The sequence below is a fragment of the Agromyces cavernae genome (genome assembly GCF_021044935.1).
GTDB classification, from domain to species: domain Bacteria; phylum Actinomycetota; class Actinomycetes; order Actinomycetales; family Microbacteriaceae; genus Agromyces; species Agromyces cavernae.
The window spans coordinates 944,998-959,783 of sequence record NZ_JAJNMP010000001.1; the positions used below are offsets into that span (position 1 = coordinate 944,998).

Sequence of the window (14,786 nt, forward strand, 5' to 3'; positions counted from 1 at the left end):
CGTCGCCGGCGGAACCCCGCACGACCTGAGGTCGTGCACGTCGCAGCCGCCACGGCGGCTCGGCTTTACAGAAGGAAAAGAAATATGGCTACCGGAACCGTCAAGTGGTTCAACGCCGACAAGGGCTTCGGCTTCATCGCCCCCGACGACGGCAGCGCCGACGTCTTCGCGCACTTCAGCGCGATCGCGTCGGGCGGCTACCGCTCGCTCGAAGAGAACCAGAAGGTCGAGTTCGAGACCGCCCGCGGCCCCAAGGGCCTGCAGGCCGAGAACATCACCGTCATCGGCTAGTTCTCGAACCCCCTGATCGGCGGCGAAGCCGCCGGTCGATGAGCGGATGTCACGGCCGCCGCCTCTGCGTGAGGCGCGTGCCGGGGCATCCGCTCGCTCGCGTTCGTCGTCGGCCAGCGGCGCCGGAGGTGACGTGTATCGAGACCCGCCGCCCCGTCCGGGCATCTCCCCAGCTTCGCTCCGTACGCTCGCATCACGACCCCCGAGGAGGAGCCCCGAATGCAGTGCCCCACTGATGGAACCGTGCTCGTGATGAGCGAGCGCAGCGGAATCGAGATCGACTACTGCCCCACGTGCCGCGGTGTGTGGCTCGACCGGGGCGAGCTCGACAAGATCGTCGAGCGCGCGGGCCGTGAGCTCGGTGGCGCCCAGCAGTCCGCGCCGACCCAGCCGCCCGCTCCTGCTCAGCCGCAGCAGCCGCAGTACGGGCAACCGGCTTACGGCCAGCAGTCCTACGACAACGGGTACAACCGCGGCTATGACAACCGCGGGTACGGCGATCAGGGCCAGTACCGCAAGAAGAAGAAGGAGAGCTGGCTCTCCGAGCTCTTCGACTGAGTCCCGACTCCCTTCCCCCGCTCCGGGGGTGCTTCTGCGCCGATTTCGAGCAGGATTCCACGAAATCTGGCGCGAAAGCACCCCCGGAACGCGAGAGACCGGGGCCGACGTCAGCCCGGGCTGCCGGCGCCTCCGATGTTCACGAGCCAGGTCGTGCCGTAGCGATCTTCGAGCATGCCGAATGCGTCGCCCCAGGGCGCGACCTCGAGCGGCTGCGCGATCGTGCCGCCCTCGGCGAGCTTGTCCCAGTAGCCGCGCAGCGTGGCGTCGTCGTCGGGGCCGCCCGAGAGCGAGACCGAGATGTTGCTGTTGGTGCCCGGGAACGTCAGGGAGCTGGGCGTGTCGGCTCCCATGAGGGTGATGCTGCCCGACTCGAGCTGGCTGTGCATGATCTTCTGGGCGTCGGCCGGGTCTTCGGCGGCGCCGAACTCGGCGAACGTGCTCGTCGTGAGCTCGCCGCCGAAGACCGAGTGGTAGAACTCCATCGCCTCGCGGGCGTTGTCGGGGAAGTTGAGATAGGGGTTGAGCGTGACCATCGTGTCCACCCTTTCGACTCGTCGTTCGTGACAATCCGAGCGTGGCCGCTCGGACGGACTGCGGCAACCCCTCGGGAAACCCTTGACAGGGTCATCCATCGCTCGTATGTTGGTAATCAATCAAGCAGTTGATCAAGCAACACATTGATCAACACGCAATCGATCGGAGGTGGGTGATGATCGTGGATCCGAGTGCCGACGACCGCCTCGACCGCGCCTTCACGGCGCTGGCCGACCCGGTACGCCGTCGCATCATCGCCCGCCTGAGTCGCGGGCCGGCCACGGTCAACGAACTCGCCGAACCGTTCGAGATCACCAAGCAGGCGGTCTCGAAGCACATCCAGGTGCTCGAGCAGGCCGGCCTCGTCACGCGCACCCGCGACGCCCAGCGTCGCCCGGTGCACCTCGATGCCGCCGCCCTCGAGGCACTCACCGCGTGGATCGACCGCTACCGGCTGATCCACGAGCAGCAGTTCCGGGCACTCGACGCGCTGCTCGCCACCGACCGCGGCCGCGCCGCATCATCCGCCGGGGGCACCCCCGACGGCACACAGGAAGACGCAGAATCATGACGAACCCCGTCACCATCACCGCCCCCGAGGGGCTTCCCTTCATCGACATCGAGCGCGAGATCGACGCCCCCGTGGCTGCGGTGTTCAACGCGCATCGCGACCCCGAGCTCATCACGCAGTGGCTCGGGCCGAACGGCTACGAGATGAACGTCGAGCGCTGGGACTTCGTCTCGCAGGGCGGCTACCGCTACGTGCACACGAACGCCGAGGGCGAATCCTTCGCGTTCCGGGGCACGTTCCACACCGTTCGCGAGAACGAGTTCGCCATCCAGACGTTCGAGTTCGAGGGCTACCCCGACGTCGTCGCGATCGAGGCGATGACGTTCGAAGACCTCGGCGACGGCCGCACCCGGCTGCGCATCCACTCGGTGTACCCCACCGTCGAGTCGCGCGACGGCATGGTTGCGAGCGACATGGAGACCGGCATCCGCGAGGGCTACGAACGCCTCGACGCGCTCGTCGCCGCCTGATGCCCATCGCTGCCTGATCATGGGCGAGCGGATGTCGCAGCGCGGCCTCGTGTCGCGGCATCCGCTCGCCCTGCCACTGAACGACCCACCCTGAAACGGAGCACATCATGGACTGGACCCTCGAAGTCGTCATCGTGCCGGTGAGCGACCTCGACCGATCGATCGCCTTCTACCGCGACCAGGTCGGCTTCGCACTCGACCACGACACGCAGAACGAGCACATGCATGTCGCGCAGCTCACGCCGCGCGGCTCGGGGTGTTCGATCGTCATCGGCTCGTTGCCGGCGCAACAGGAGATGGCGCCAGGATCGTTGAAGGGCATCCAGCTCGTGGTCGCCGACGCGGCCGCCGCACGCGACGAGCTCACCTCGCGTGGGGTCGAGTGCAGCGAGATCCAGGTCATCGACCCGCGCGACGGCGGCACCTTCTTCGGGTTCGCCGACCCCGACGGCAACACCTGGGCCGTGCAGCAGATCAAGGCTCGCGCGGAGCGCCCCCTGATCCCGGCCGAGGCACGGCAGCGGTTCGGCGAAGACTCCGAGCGCTGACCGGCCAGACGACGGGCGGGCCGCGCCCTCACGGCCGGCCCGCCGGTCGGGCGGTGCCGATATCGTGGGCAGCATCATGCAGACGCGCACCCTCGGCCGCACCGGCCGCACCGTTTCAGTCATCGGACTCGGCACTTGGCAGCTCGGCGCCGACTGGGGCGACGTCGACGAGGGCCAAGCACTCGCCGTGCTCGACGCCGCGCGCGAAGCCGGCGTCACGTTCTTCGACACCGCCGACGTCTACGGCGACGGCCGCAGTGAATCCCTCATCGGCCGCTGGCTGCGCGAACACCCCGACTCGGGTGTGACGGTCGCCACCAAGATGGGCCGGCGGATGCCCCAGGAGCATGCCAATTACTCCCTCGAGCACTTCCGCTCCTGGACGGACCGCTCGCGCGCGAACCTCGGCGTCGACCGGCTCGACCTCGTGCAGCTGCACTGCCCGCCGACCTCCGTGTTCGGCGACGACCGGGTGTTCGACGCGCTCAACACCCTCGTCGACGAGGGGGCCATCGCGAACTACGGCGTGAGCGTCGAGCAGGTCGAAGAAGCCCTCACCGCGATCGCCCGGCCGAACGTGGCCACCGTGCAGATCATCCTCAACGCGTTCCGGCTCAAGCCGCTCGACCAGGTGCTGCCTGCCGCGGGCGCGGCGGGCGTCGGCATCATCGCGCGGGTCCCGCTCGCGAGCGGGCTGCTCTCGGGGCGCTACACCCTCGACACGCAGTTCGCGCCGAACGACCACCGCAGCTTCAACCGCCACGGCGAGTCGTTCGACGTCGGCGAGACCTTCTCGGGCGTCGACTACGCCACCGGCGTGCGCGCGGCGACGGAGTTCAGCGAGCTCGCCCACGACGCGGCACCCGAGCGCACGCCCGCGCAGGTCGCGCTCGCGTGGGTCGCGACCCAGCCGGGCGTGAGCACGGTGATCCCGGGCGCACGCAACCCCGAGCAGGCACGGGCGAACGCCGCCGCGGGCTCGCTCGAACTGCCCGAGGATTTCGACGACGTCGTGCGCGAACTGTACGACCGCGAGATCCGCACGCAGGTGCACGGCCGCTGGTAGCCGCGTCCCGCTGATCGAGGAGCGCGAAGCGCGTCTCGAGATCCCGCCCGCCGCGCGTCAGCCCGCTCGGAACTGCCAGCCCGTGATCTGCGCGGGATCCTCGCCGTGCTCGTAGGCGTACTCGCGTGCCGCAGCCCGGGCCGCGTGCCACTCGTCGGCGATCTCGGCGACGCCGGGGCGTCCGGCGAGCCCGGGCACGCGGCGCAGCACGTCGAGCGCGAGCCGGAACCGGTCGAGATCGTTCAGGTGCAGCATGTCGAACGGCGTGGTCGTGGTGCCCTTCTCGATGAACCCGCGCACGTGCAGGTTGGCGTGGTTGGTGCGCCGGTAGGCGAGCTGGTGGATCAGTGACGCGTAGCCGTGGAACGCGAATATCACGGGTGCCGATCGCGTGAAGACCGCGTCGAACTCGAGGTCGCGCATGCCGTGCGGATGGTGCGACGGGTCCTGGATGCGCATCAGGTCGACCACGTTCACGACCCGCACGGCGAGGTCGGGCAACCGTTCGCGCAGCAGTTGCGCGGCGGCGACCGTCTCCATGGTGGGCACGTCACCGGCGCAGGCGAGCACCACGTCGGGCACGGATGCCCCGGGGTCGTCGGCGTCGAACCCGGGCTCGTTGCCCGCCCACGCCCACACGCCGAGCCCGGCCGCGACGTGCGCGTCGGCTTCGTCGGCGGTGAGCCACTGCGGGTGCGGCTGCTTGCCGGCGACCACGACATTGACGCGGTTCTGCGTGTCGAACGCGTGGCGCATGACGGCGAGCATGGTGTTCGCGTCGGGCGGCAGGTACACCCGCACCACTTCGGCCTGCTTGTTGACGACGACGTTGAGGAAGCCCGGGTCCTGATGCGAGAAACCGTTGTGGTCCTGGCGCCACACGTGCGACGAGAGCACGTAGTTGAGCGATGCCACATCGCCGCGCCAGGGCACGTCCCTCGCGGACTCGAGCCACTTCGCGTGCTGGTTGAACATCGAGTCGACGATGTGGATGAACGCCTCGTAGCTCGTGATGAGCCCGTGCCGCCCCGTGAGCAGGTAGCCCTCGAGCATGCCCTGCATGAGGTGTTCGCTGAGCGCCTCGATGACGCGTCCCGAGCGGGCGAGGTGCTCGTCGAGCGGATGCAGCCGAGCCGCCCACGCGCGTGACGTGACCTCGAACACGGCGCCGAGCCGGTTCGAGAGCACCTCGTCAGGGCCGAACAGGCGCACGTCGTCGGGGTTGTGGCGCATGAGCTCGGCGAACCAGGTGCCGAACGCCGTCATCGCCTGCCCGCTCGAGCCGCGCGCGTCGGGGTCGACCTCGAGCGCGAACGGCGCGGTGTCGGGCAGCTCGAGGGCCCGGACGATGCCGGCGTTCGCCGCCGGGGTCGCGCTCATGCGCAGGCCGCCCGTGGGTCGCACGACGTCGAGCCCGGCGACGGGGCGCCCTTCCCCGTCGAAGAGCTCCTCCGGACGGTACGACCGCAGCCACTGCTCGAGCAGCGCGAGGTGCTCGGCGTTCTCGCGCACGCCCGAGAGCGGCACCTGGTGCGAGTGGAAGGTGCCCTCGACCTGCACGCCGTCGACGACGCGCGGGCCGGTCCAGCCCTTGGGCGTGCGCAGCACGATGGCGGGCCAGCGCGGCGCCGCCACGTCGAATGCTCCCGCCGAGGCATCCGCTCGGATATCGGCGATGCGGTCGTACGCCACGTCGATCGCGTCGGCCATGCGGGCGTGCACGGCCATCGGGTCCTCACCGTCGAAGCCGCCTGTGACCAGGAGCGGCTCGTACCCGTTGCCGCGCAGGAACTCGACGAGCTCGGACTCCGGGATGCGGGCGAGCAGGGTGGGGTTCGCGATCTTGAACCCGTTCAGGTGCAGGATCGGCAGCACCGCGCCATCGGTGAGGGGGTTGAGGAACGTGTGTGCCCGCCAGCTCGCGGCGAGCGGGCCGGTCTCGGCCTCGCCGTCGCCGATCACGCACGCGACCACGAGACCCGGACTGTCGAGCGCCGCGCCGTAGGCGTGCATGAGCGAGTATCCGAGCTCGCCGCCCTCGTTGATCGATCCGGGCGTCTCGGGCGCCGCGTGCGACGGGATGCCGCCCGGGAACGAGAACTGGCGGAACAGCCGCTCCATGCCCGCACGGTCGGCCGTCACCGCAGGGAACAGCTCGGAGTACGTGCCGTCGAGCCACGTGTTCGCGACCATCGCCGGGCCGCCGTGCCCCGGCCCGCACACGTAGAGCGTCGGCGTGCCGCGCTCGACGATCGCCCGGTTCAGGTGCGCATAGACGAGGTTGAGTCCGGGGGAGGTGCCCCAGTGCCCGAGCAGCCGGGGCTTGACGTCGTCGCGCTCGAGCGGTGCATCGAGCAGCGGGTTCCGCATCAGGTAGATCTGGCCCACGCTGAGGTAGTTGGCGGCCCGCCACCACGCGTCGACGATGTCGAGCGGCACGGATGCCGCGCCCCCGCCTCGATCGAACCCCTCACCCTGCTCGGCTGCTGCGGCCATCGTCTCCCCGTTCGTTCGGCTCGGCGTGCCCTTCGAGCGTAGGTCGCGGAGGTGTCGCCCGGGTAGCGTGGTGGCGATGATCCACCCCGAGACGACGAGCGACGCGCCCGCGACCCGAACGGGTGGCGGGCGCGCATGATCGAGGTCTTCACGGGGTTCGCGGTCATCGCGCTCGCGGTGATCGTCGGCTACATCGCCGGCCGCACCGGCGTACTCGGCCCCGAGGCACGGCCGGTGCTCGCACGGCTCAACTTCAGCGTGCTCGCGCCGTTCCTGCTCTTCTCGGTGCTCGCCCGGGCCGATGTCGGCGCCCTGTTCTCGGTGCTGCTGCCGGTCTCGGCGATCGCCGCGGTCGCGGTGATGCTCGTGTTCGCCCTCATCTCATTGCTCATCTGGCGACGCGGCATCGCCCGCACCGTCGTCGGCTCGCTCGGCTCGGGCTACGTCAACGCCAACAACTTCGGCATCCCGATCGCCGTGTACATGCTGGGCGACGCGGCCTACTCGGCACCGATCGTGCTGCTGCAGCTGCTGCTGTTCGCCCCGATCGCGCTCGCGATCCTCGGCGCGAAGGTCACCGGTGCGACATCCGCGTGGCAGATCGTGCGCTCGACGATCACGAACCCCATCATCGTGGGCTCGCTGCTCGGCGTGCTCGTGGCCGTCACCGGGCTCGAACTGCCGCCGATCGTGCTCGAGCCCATCGCCCTCATCGGCAACGCGGCGGTGCCGCTCATGCTCATCGCCTACGGGCTGTCGCTGCACGGGCAACGCCTGCTCGAGGCCGGCACCGGGCGTCGCGACGTGCTGCTCGCCTCGGCGTTGAAGCTCGTCGTCATGCCGCTCGCCGCCTGGGCGATCGGCCGCTTCGTGTTCGGCCTCGACGACGTCGCCCTGTACGCCGTCACGGTGCTCGCCGCGCTGCCGACCGCACAGAACGTGTTCAACTACGCGCAACGCTACGAGACCGCCGAGATCGTCGCCCGCGACACCGTGTTCATCACGACGGTCGGTTCGGTGCCGGTGCTGCTCACGGTCGCATTCCTGCTCGGCTGACAAGGAGACCAGATGCCGTTCCTCACCGACGACGGACACCCGCTCGACGAACTCGCGCTCGCGCAGCGGCCGGCCGACGGGTACCGCTTCGAACTGCGCGAGCCGTTCGTGTACGTCGATCCCGCCTCAGGGCGCCGTTATCCGGTCCCCGAGCAGTCCGGTCAGCGCGTCGAGACCGATCTCGCCTCGGTGCCGACCCTTGTTTGGGCCTTCATCGCGAGCTACGGCCGCCAGTCGGCGCCCGCCGTGATGCACGACGTGTACGCGGCCCCGACCGACGAACCGGTGACGCCCGACCGTCGCGCCGAACTCGAGCGGCGGCGCGAGGTCGACCGGGTGTTCCGTACGGCACTGCGCGAGCAGGGCGTGCCGCTGCTGCGGTCGACGCTCATGTGGGCGTGGGTCTCGGCCGACCGCGAGCGCGGGCTCGCCGGCGTCGCCGGCGCGGTCTTCGTCTGGCAGGCCATCCTGGGGGCGATCGTCGTCGTCGCGGCATCCGTGCTCGCGTTCTGGAACATCGGATGGCTCGTGCTCGCGGTGCTGCCCGCGATCGCCGCCGTGCCGTGGTGGCGGCTCGCGCCGCTCATGCTGCTGCTCAACTATTCGGGCGCGGTGCTGTCGCCGCTCGTCGTGCTGCAGCTGCTCGCGGTCGCACCGTTCCGGCTCATCGAGGTGATCGTCGAGCTGGTGACCGGCGGCGACCCGGGATCGGTCGTGCGGCCGACCGCGGTCGGGCGGTCGGGGCGCCGGCGGTAGCGAGGGTCAGACGGTGCCGGTCGCGCCCGGTGCCGCGGGCATCGAAGGGTCTGACGGGCGCCGACGGTTGGCGCGGCCAGTCGAAGGTCGAGTCGGCCAGCGCTCAGGTGATACGATCCGGCGGCGAGCGTCGCGCTCGAGGGTGTAGTCCTCAGCATCCATCGCCTTGCCGAGCGTCATCTGCTCGCGGGCGGTCGCCTCGCGCACCGGGGCGTTGATCGCGAGGTTCGCCGCGAACCCGGCCGGTGCACGCGTACCGGCGGTGGTCTGTTCGCTCGCCGGCACATCGACGGGCAACGTCGCGTTCGCCGCCGCCGCGGCGGGTGGTGCGGCAGCGGCCTGGGGCTCGACGAACTTCGGCGGCATGGTGCCGCGCAGGACGACGGGCGCGGGAGCGAAGCGTGGTTGGAACACGGCGATCGCCGTGAGGAGCACAAGCGCGATGGCAATCCACGTGAGCGCCCAGGCCGTGTCGGTCTCGGTGTTCCCCGACCAGTCCGGCCAGAGCATGATGCCGAAGAACACCGCGGCGGAGGCGAGGAGCGCGTAGACCGACCGGGGGATCATCGTGTACGCAAGCCACCTGCGCGCGTCCATCGGGCAGCGCTTCCACACACGCGAGCGCAGGATGAAACGGTGCAGCAGCTGGTTCACCCAGATCAGAGCGGCGAGGATCAGGACCGCCGCGACGATCCAACCCCAGATCGAGAGGGACTCGGGCTCGCTGTCACGTCGCAACCATCCGACGCTCTCCTCGAACCCGGGCGCGGGTGCCGAGCCGTTGAACAGGTCGAACACCCCCGAGAAGAACGCCGAGATGTCGCGGAGCACGCCGGCGAGGAACTCGGAGACCGGCGGCAGCCCCGGCACGATCGCGGCGATCACGACGGCGGCGAGCACGTTGGCCGCCAGCGACTTCTTCGCGATGACCGCCAGGCGCGACTCGACGTACGCCACCGCCTTGGGCGGTCGCGGATAGTCGTCGCCGAGGAGGTTCAGTGCCGTCGGCTCGATGACCTCGGTGACGTTGTCGAAGTAGAGCGAGTGATCGAGGAACGGCTGACTCGTGTTGTGCACCGCATGCTCTTCTGGGCCGTCTGGTGTCGACGCGATCTCCGGGAAGTACGAGGCCCGCCAGCGCCGCTGCAGTGTCTTCGACCCGTCGGCGATAGGCCCGGCCGAGAACGGATCCCAGGTGGCCCAGTAGTTCTGCCAGACAAGGCGCTTCTCATCGGGGAGGTCGGCGTTGAGCGCGATCCACCTCTCGATCGGGCGGTACGGGGTGTTACGGCCGGGCCACGTGTCGGCGCCGAGCAGCACGACCGCGGCGCCGACGGTGGTGAGGCGTCGTACGTTGTAGGCGTTCGGCGTGAGTTCCTCGAGCAGCGCGTACGTTGCCACCGCGGCACCCTGCGAGTGCGCGAGCACGTGCACCTCGCCCGAGTCCCCCACGAGCCGCTTGGCGCGGGTCACCGCGTCGCGAACGACCATGCGCATCGCGCTCGCCCTCACCGGCCGCTCTCGCCAGGTCGCCGCGTCGCCGATCGATTCGACGATCGTGTCGAGGGTGGCCTTCGCGACGTTCGCGAACCACGGGAAGATGAGCAGCGGGCTCAGCAGCGGCAGGATCGGCGTGAGCACGAGGCCGAGCGCCACGATGAACACCCAGATCACGGCGAACAACAGGGTCGACGCTGCGAGGCGGACCAGGTCGATGGGGATGTTCAGCCACTTGGGCAGCAGCGTCTTCGTTTCGCCCCTGAGGTGACGCAGCAGGACGTACCAGTGCACGAGCACGAGCGTGTAGGCGAACAGGCGCAGCATGCGCCCGAACGCGCGCCACATGAAGGGGACCGCCCATTTGAACACCGTGCGGCGATCGAGCGGCACGAACGCGTCCTCCCAGCGTGCCTCGACGATCGCGATCCGGCGCGTCGCCTTCTCAGGCTCGCCGATCGGCCCCGTGCGCCGGGCACCCTGCTCGCCCTGCCGCTTCGGGAATGTCACCGTCGCGGTCACGACGGGCGTCTCGCCGGCGAGCGTGGACTCGTCGATGACGACGCCGAACCCCTCCCGGTTGCCGCCGATCAGGGGGTCGCGCGCCAGCCACTCGAGCCGGCCGAGCAGCGGCTCGGCCCACTCGAGCAGGATCTGGCTCGTGTAGGCGTCGCCCATCCCGTGCACGACGACGAGCGCGACATCGAAGGGGGCGGCGAGTGCCCCGCCGGCCGTCTCGGCCTCGACGACTTCGGCCGGAGCTTCGGTGCCGGGCGCGGTTTCGGTGCCGGGCGCGGCTTCCGTGCCGGGCGCGGCTTCCGTGGAGATACGCATCGCGGGGGCCTTCCTCGGAGTGACATCTGAGCGAACGCTAGCGCTCCCGGCCCTTTCGCGGAACAGTGACCGGCCGCATCCGATGTCAGTGCTGGCCCTGATCCCATGGGCGGGCATCGGAATCTACCGTTGAACACGATCGCCGCTTCCGGACTGCAGGGGGAACTGTCACCGGGATCGCGGCGGTCGCGAAGCCGGCCGGCATCACGCACCCGAATCCGCGTTGCCGGCCGGCTTCCCCCTTCGAATGCGATCGGACCGAATGCGATCGGACCGGGTCTTCTTCGAGATTCGCCCCGCACGACTGAGGCGGGCGGTGCTCACGAACCACGCCCCGCACGACTGAGGCGGGCGGTGCCCGCGCACCACCCGCCTCAGCGGCTCCGCCCGAGGTGCCGACTACATCGGCCCGGCCTTCCGTTCGAGTTCGAGGGTTCGATCCGACTCGGTGTTGCCCGCCGCGTCGATCGCCCGGTACGTGATCGTCGTCGCGCCCTTGGCGGCCTGGATCGGTCCGGTGTACGTCTGGAACGCGCCTTCGCCGATGCGGTACTCGATCCGGCTGAGGCCCGACGTGGCGTCCGTCGCCGTGAGCGTGACAACCCGCTTCTTCGTGTCGACCCTCGCGGTGGTGTTGGGGTCGACGGTGTCACGGAGGACGATGATGGTCGTTTCCTCGGAGACGTTGCCCGCGGCGTCGGTGGCGCGCGCCGTGACCGTCGTCGTGCCGTCGGTCGCGATCGCGAGCGGCTCCGTGTAGGGCTGCCAACCTGAGCCGGTCGAGATCTCGAGCGACGGCGCCTCGTCGACATCGTCGGTTGCGGTCGCCGTGACGGCCACCCCACCCGTGAACCAGCCGCTCTCGGGCATTTCGGGGGAGGTCGTGAGCGCGACTTGCGGAGCACCGGTGTCGGGGACGACGGGATGGGTCCGGAACGCGTCGACGATCATGTAGCTGCCGGACTTCATCGTGCCGGTGATGGTGTGGACACCGGGAGCCAGGTCGCTGATCGAGAGCACCGTCTGCTGGTGCAGGCGGGTCGGGTTCGCGAACGACTGGGTCTTCCTGAACTCGCCGTCGATGCTGATGTCGACATCTCCGAGGTCGCTGTTGATCTGCGACACGACATCGATGCCGGTGCCGTGGAAGGTCAGCTCCCACGAGTCGCCGAGGCTCTGCGTCGCGTCGATGTCGTCGAGCCAGGCGCCGCCGCCGCCGCGCGCCGCGTCGCGCCAGAGCCACGTCTCCCGGGTCGGCGACGCCGCCGTCCGGTAGACGACGCCTGACGTGTTGTTGAGCAACTCCGGCTCGGTCGGCTTCGTGAGAGTGACGGTGACGTCGGTCGAGGCTCGACGGACGCCGAGCGTGATCGGCTCGCCCGCCGCCAGCGCGTTGTACGCCTGCCAGAACGAGTTGCGCTGCTCGGTGACCTCGGTGCCGTTGATGGTGCGCACGAGGTCGTCGGTGCGCAGGCCCGAGGCCGCGGCGACGCTGCCGTCGGGCACGGTGACGAACTTCACGCCCTTGTAGTCGCTGATCGCGTACGACGACTGCTCGGCCGTCGTGGTGATGTTCGCGATGCTTCCGCCCCAGAGCTGCTCGACGTACTTGCGCCGGGCGAGCTCGATCGGGTCAGGACCGGTCGTGCCGGTCGGCAGCACCGCCTCGGGCGGCAGCGCGCCGCCCGGCGCGCCGAAGCCCGTCATCGGGATGTTCTCGTATCCGAGCGCGAGTGCGGGCGAGGCGCTGCCGACCACGAAGTCGTAGTCGCCGGCCGGGTCGGCGCTCGTGAATGCCGGGTCGCCGACGACGGAGTCGCGGTCGAGCCCCGCGGCGTACCAGCTCGTCGCCGTGTTGAGCGACGTCCCGTCGACCGAGAGCTTCTCGGTGACGCCGCCGCGCGGCCGGATGTCGATCGCGGCGCCGGCGTTCCAGAAGAGGTTCTTGCCGATCGCGTACTGCGCGCGGGTCGGATCGTTGAGCACATTGTCGTAGGGGAGTCGCCCGAGCGTGATGTTGCGGTCGATCTCGTCACCGCCGGGCATGTAGCTCACCTGCTCGTAGGTCGAGCCGTCGAGGATGAGGTTGTTGCGCAGCGTACGGTCGAAGCCGTCTCGCAGCTTGACGCCACCCTTCAGCAGCACATTGTTCGTCATGACGAAGTTCGACGACCCGTCGTCGAGGTCGATGGCCCAGTCGCCGTCGTGCCAGAAGCGGTTGTGGTCGATCGTGATCGGCTCGACCGTGTCGAGCTTCATCATCTCGCGTGCCTGCTCGGCGGTGAGCGTACCGCCCGTGTTGCCCATGAATTCGACGCCGTCGGCGAGGCTCGCGAACGCGTTGTTCGCCGCGCCCGTCTTCCAGAAGCGGCTGCGACCCCACGCGTTGATCGAGCCGTTGTCGCCGGTCTCGCGCACGCAGTCGAAGATGTCGTTGTCCTGGATGAGGTGCCCGCCCCACGTGGTGTCGGAGAAGTTCAGGCAGGCGCGCGGGCTGTCCGAGAGCGAGTTGCCGCGCACGGTGACGTCGAGCGCCATCGAGATGTTGACCGAGGAGGTCTGCTTCTCGTACCGCCCGTTGTTGCGCATGACGTTGCCCTGGATGAGCACGTCACGCGGGTAATCCTCGGTCTTGGGTCCGGCGCCGAGGTCGGTGATGCGCGGAGTAGTGAAGTAGTTGCCGGCGTAGTCGCGGACGGCGGAGGGCGACCCGACGACGTGCACGTCGGTGGCGCCGTTGTTCTCGAACCGGCTCGCCGTGATCTTCGTCCCGCTGTTGTAGCCGTCGAGGAAGATGCCGTTGCCTCCGAGGTCGGTGAACGAGGTGGCCGTGAACGCCACGTCCCGGCTGTTCTTCACGGTGGCCGCGCCCTTGCGGACGACCGACCAGTCGCCCCGTGAGAGGCCCTCGAACGTGCTGTTGAAGAGGGTGCGGTGGGTGCGCTCGAACGCGAGGTTCTCGAAGGCGATGTCATGGATCGGGTCGCCCGGCGCTGCGCCGGTGAGGGTCACGAGCTCGTCGAGCTCGCCGACCTCGACGGTCGCGGTGGCGAGGTCGAGGCCCACGGCGGGCTTCAGGTAGAGCTTGTTCGCCTCGCGGTCGAGGAACCACTCGTTTGCAGCGTCGAGCTCCTCGCGGATGTTCTCGACCATGACTGCGCCGCCGTTCATCGGCAGCCCGGAGCCGCAGTCCTGCGGGCGATTGTTGTCGCCGACGAAATCGACCGAGAGCGCGCCGGCGCTGCGCCCCGTGATCGTGAAGGACACGCTGCCCCAGTCGTGGCAATGCATCGCGCGCACATAGCCGGTCGTCGGATTCGACCAGTCGGCCGAGCGTGAGTTCAGCGTCGCCATCGTGGTCGTGCCTTCGAGGCGCTTGGCGCTGTCGTTCCAGTTCGGGTAGCGGGCCATCACCTGCCGGGCGTCGTCGATGAAGAGTTCGTCGAAGTCGATGCCTGCGGGGACATCGGTCACCATCACGCTCGGGTCGTCTGCCCACGGCGTCCAGGCGCCGGTGAGCAGGCGGCCGCCGTTGAGCGTGGCGCCGTCGCCGGCGCCGACCCAGCGGACCGGGGCGTCCGCCGTGCCCGAGTCGGCGTTCGTGAGTTCGAGGGTGGAGTCGAGGTAGTACTCGCCCTCGGCGAGCTGCACCGTGACGGGCGCGCCGCCGGGAAGCGCGTCGCGGACGAGCTGCTGGGCCTTGCCCAGCGTCTTCACCGGCGCCGAGGCCGAGGCGCCGTCATTACCGTCGCTGCCGTTCGGGGCGACATAGACGGTGACGCCTTCAGCTCCGTGCGCGGGCAGTGCGGTGAACGTGGACAGGGCGAGCGCGGCGAGGCCCGCACCGGCGATCATCCGGAGGAGGTGGCGTGGTCGATGGACCTCGCCGATCTCGGAGGCGACCTGGTAAGCCAATGGAACTCCTTTGTTCGAGGTGTGTCGAGCGGCCGAGAATCGCTTAAACATCCGATCTCTCGTCCCTCAAGGTAGGGGCCAAGTCGCGATCGGTCAACACTTTCCGTGCGGCACTTCTCGCAAACCTCCGATGTCATCGGCGTCCGAGGGTCGCCGGCTGGCCGTGCGCCGCCGGCGACTGCGCGCGTGAC

At 69.5% G+C, this 14,786-nt stretch carries 12 protein-coding genes; 8 read left to right on the forward strand and 4 right to left on the reverse strand.

Features of this window, described 5'->3' with window-relative positions; translation table 11 throughout:
- Positions 1-84 precede the first annotated feature (84 nt).
- The gene (locus LQ757_RS04345) at positions 85-291 is read left to right on the forward strand and encodes a cold-shock protein (protein WP_159602901.1); all 207 of its coding nucleotides are present in this window, start codon (positions 85-87) and stop codon (positions 289-291) included.
- 219 nt (positions 292-510) lie between these two features.
- On the forward strand, positions 511-849 hold the full coding sequence (locus LQ757_RS04350) for a TFIIB-type zinc ribbon-containing protein (protein WP_231045962.1): 339 nt from the start codon (positions 511-513) through the stop codon (positions 847-849).
- 110 nt (positions 850-959) lie between these two features.
- On the opposite strand, the gene LQ757_RS04355 is transcribed toward LQ757_RS04350, so the two are convergent.
- Complete coding sequence (locus LQ757_RS04355; protein WP_231045963.1) at positions 960-1,385, reverse strand: VOC family protein; 426 nt, start codon at positions 1,383-1,385, stop codon at positions 960-962.
- 176 nt (positions 1,386-1,561) lie between these two features.
- Here LQ757_RS04355 and LQ757_RS04360 point away from each other — a divergent pair, with 176 nt between their 5' ends.
- From LQ757_RS04360 to LQ757_RS04375, 4 genes are all read left to right on the forward strand, one after another.
- Positions 1,562-1,957 carry an ArsR/SmtB family transcription factor gene (locus tag LQ757_RS04360; RefSeq protein ID WP_231045964.1) on the forward strand — a complete coding sequence of 132 codons (396 nt, stop codon included), beginning with the start codon at positions 1,562-1,564 and terminating at the stop codon, positions 1,955-1,957.
- Entirely contained in the window at positions 1,954-2,427 is a 474-nt protein-coding gene (locus LQ757_RS04365) for an SRPBCC family protein (protein WP_231045965.1), read from the forward strand. Before LQ757_RS04360 ends, LQ757_RS04365 begins: the two co-directional genes overlap by 4 nt.
- Before the next feature lie 107 nt (positions 2,428-2,534).
- Complete coding sequence (locus LQ757_RS04370) at positions 2,535-2,975, forward strand: VOC family protein (RefSeq protein ID WP_231045966.1); 441 nt, start codon at positions 2,535-2,537, stop codon at positions 2,973-2,975.
- 76 nt (positions 2,976-3,051) lie between these two features.
- Entirely contained in the window at positions 3,052-4,041 is a 990-nt protein-coding gene (locus LQ757_RS04375; RefSeq protein ID WP_231045967.1) for an aldo/keto reductase, read from the forward strand.
- A 57-nt stretch (positions 4,042-4,098) separates the two neighbouring features.
- On the opposite strand, the gene LQ757_RS04380 is transcribed toward LQ757_RS04375, so the two are convergent.
- Complete coding sequence (locus LQ757_RS04380; RefSeq protein WP_231045968.1) at positions 4,099-6,537, reverse strand: phosphoketolase family protein; 2,439 nt, start codon at positions 6,535-6,537, stop codon at positions 4,099-4,101.
- Between the two features lie 135 nt (positions 6,538-6,672).
- On the opposite strand from LQ757_RS04380, the gene LQ757_RS04385 reads away from it, so the two are divergent.
- Together LQ757_RS04385 and LQ757_RS04390 are read left to right on the forward strand one after the other, a co-directional pair.
- Positions 6,673-7,593 carry an AEC family transporter gene (locus LQ757_RS04385; protein ID WP_231045969.1) on the forward strand — a complete coding sequence of 307 codons (921 nt, stop codon included), beginning with the start codon at positions 6,673-6,675 and terminating at the stop codon, positions 7,591-7,593.
- Positions 7,594-7,605: 12 nt separating this feature from the next.
- Positions 7,606-8,349, forward strand: coding sequence for a DUF1353 domain-containing protein (locus tag LQ757_RS04390; protein ID WP_231045970.1), 744 nt, complete (start codon positions 7,606-7,608; stop codon positions 8,347-8,349).
- Positions 8,350-8,355: 6 nt separating this feature from the next.
- Here LQ757_RS04390 and LQ757_RS04395 read toward each other — a convergent pair whose 3' ends face one another.
- On the reverse strand, positions 8,356-10,680 hold the full coding sequence (locus LQ757_RS04395; protein ID WP_231045971.1) for a lipase family protein: 2,325 nt from the start codon (positions 10,678-10,680) through the stop codon (positions 8,356-8,358).
- A 399-nt stretch (positions 10,681-11,079) separates the two neighbouring features.
- Complete coding sequence (locus tag LQ757_RS04400) at positions 11,080-14,595, reverse strand: OmpL47-type beta-barrel domain-containing protein (RefSeq protein WP_231045972.1); 3,516 nt, start codon at positions 14,593-14,595, stop codon at positions 11,080-11,082.
- Positions 14,596-14,786 lie beyond the last annotated feature (191 nt).

Excerpts from the sequence above, each read along its gene's own strand:
- LQ757_RS04370 (WP_231045966.1), top strand. The coding sequence starts at position 2,535 with ATGGACTGGACCCTCGAAGTCGTCATCGTGCCGGTGAGCGACCTCGAC.
- LQ757_RS04360 (WP_231045964.1), top strand. The coding sequence starts at position 1,562 with ATGATCGTGGATCCGAGTGCCGACGACCGCCTCGACCGCGCCTTCACG.
- LQ757_RS04350 (WP_231045962.1), top strand. The coding sequence starts at position 511 with ATGCAGTGCCCCACTGATGGAACCGTGCTCGTGATGAGCGAGCGCAGC.
- LQ757_RS04365 (WP_231045965.1), top strand. The coding sequence starts at position 1,954 with ATGACGAACCCCGTCACCATCACCGCCCCCGAGGGGCTTCCCTTCATC.
- LQ757_RS04380 (WP_231045968.1), bottom strand. The coding sequence starts at position 6,537 with ATGGCCGCAGCAGCCGAGCAGGGTGAGGGGTTCGATCGAGGCGGGGGC.
- LQ757_RS04345 (WP_159602901.1), top strand. The coding sequence starts at position 85 with ATGGCTACCGGAACCGTCAAGTGGTTCAACGCCGACAAGGGCTTCGGC.
- LQ757_RS04385 (WP_231045969.1), top strand. The coding sequence starts at position 6,673 with ATGATCGAGGTCTTCACGGGGTTCGCGGTCATCGCGCTCGCGGTGATC.
- LQ757_RS04390 (WP_231045970.1), top strand. The coding sequence starts at position 7,606 with ATGCCGTTCCTCACCGACGACGGACACCCGCTCGACGAACTCGCGCTC.
- LQ757_RS04395 (WP_231045971.1), bottom strand. The coding sequence starts at position 10,680 with ATGCGTATCTCCACGGAAGCCGCGCCCGGCACGGAAGCCGCGCCCGGC.
- LQ757_RS04375 (WP_231045967.1), top strand. The coding sequence starts at position 3,052 with ATGCAGACGCGCACCCTCGGCCGCACCGGCCGCACCGTTTCAGTCATC.
- LQ757_RS04355 (WP_231045963.1), bottom strand. The coding sequence starts at position 1,385 with ATGGTCACGCTCAACCCCTATCTCAACTTCCCCGACAACGCCCGCGAG.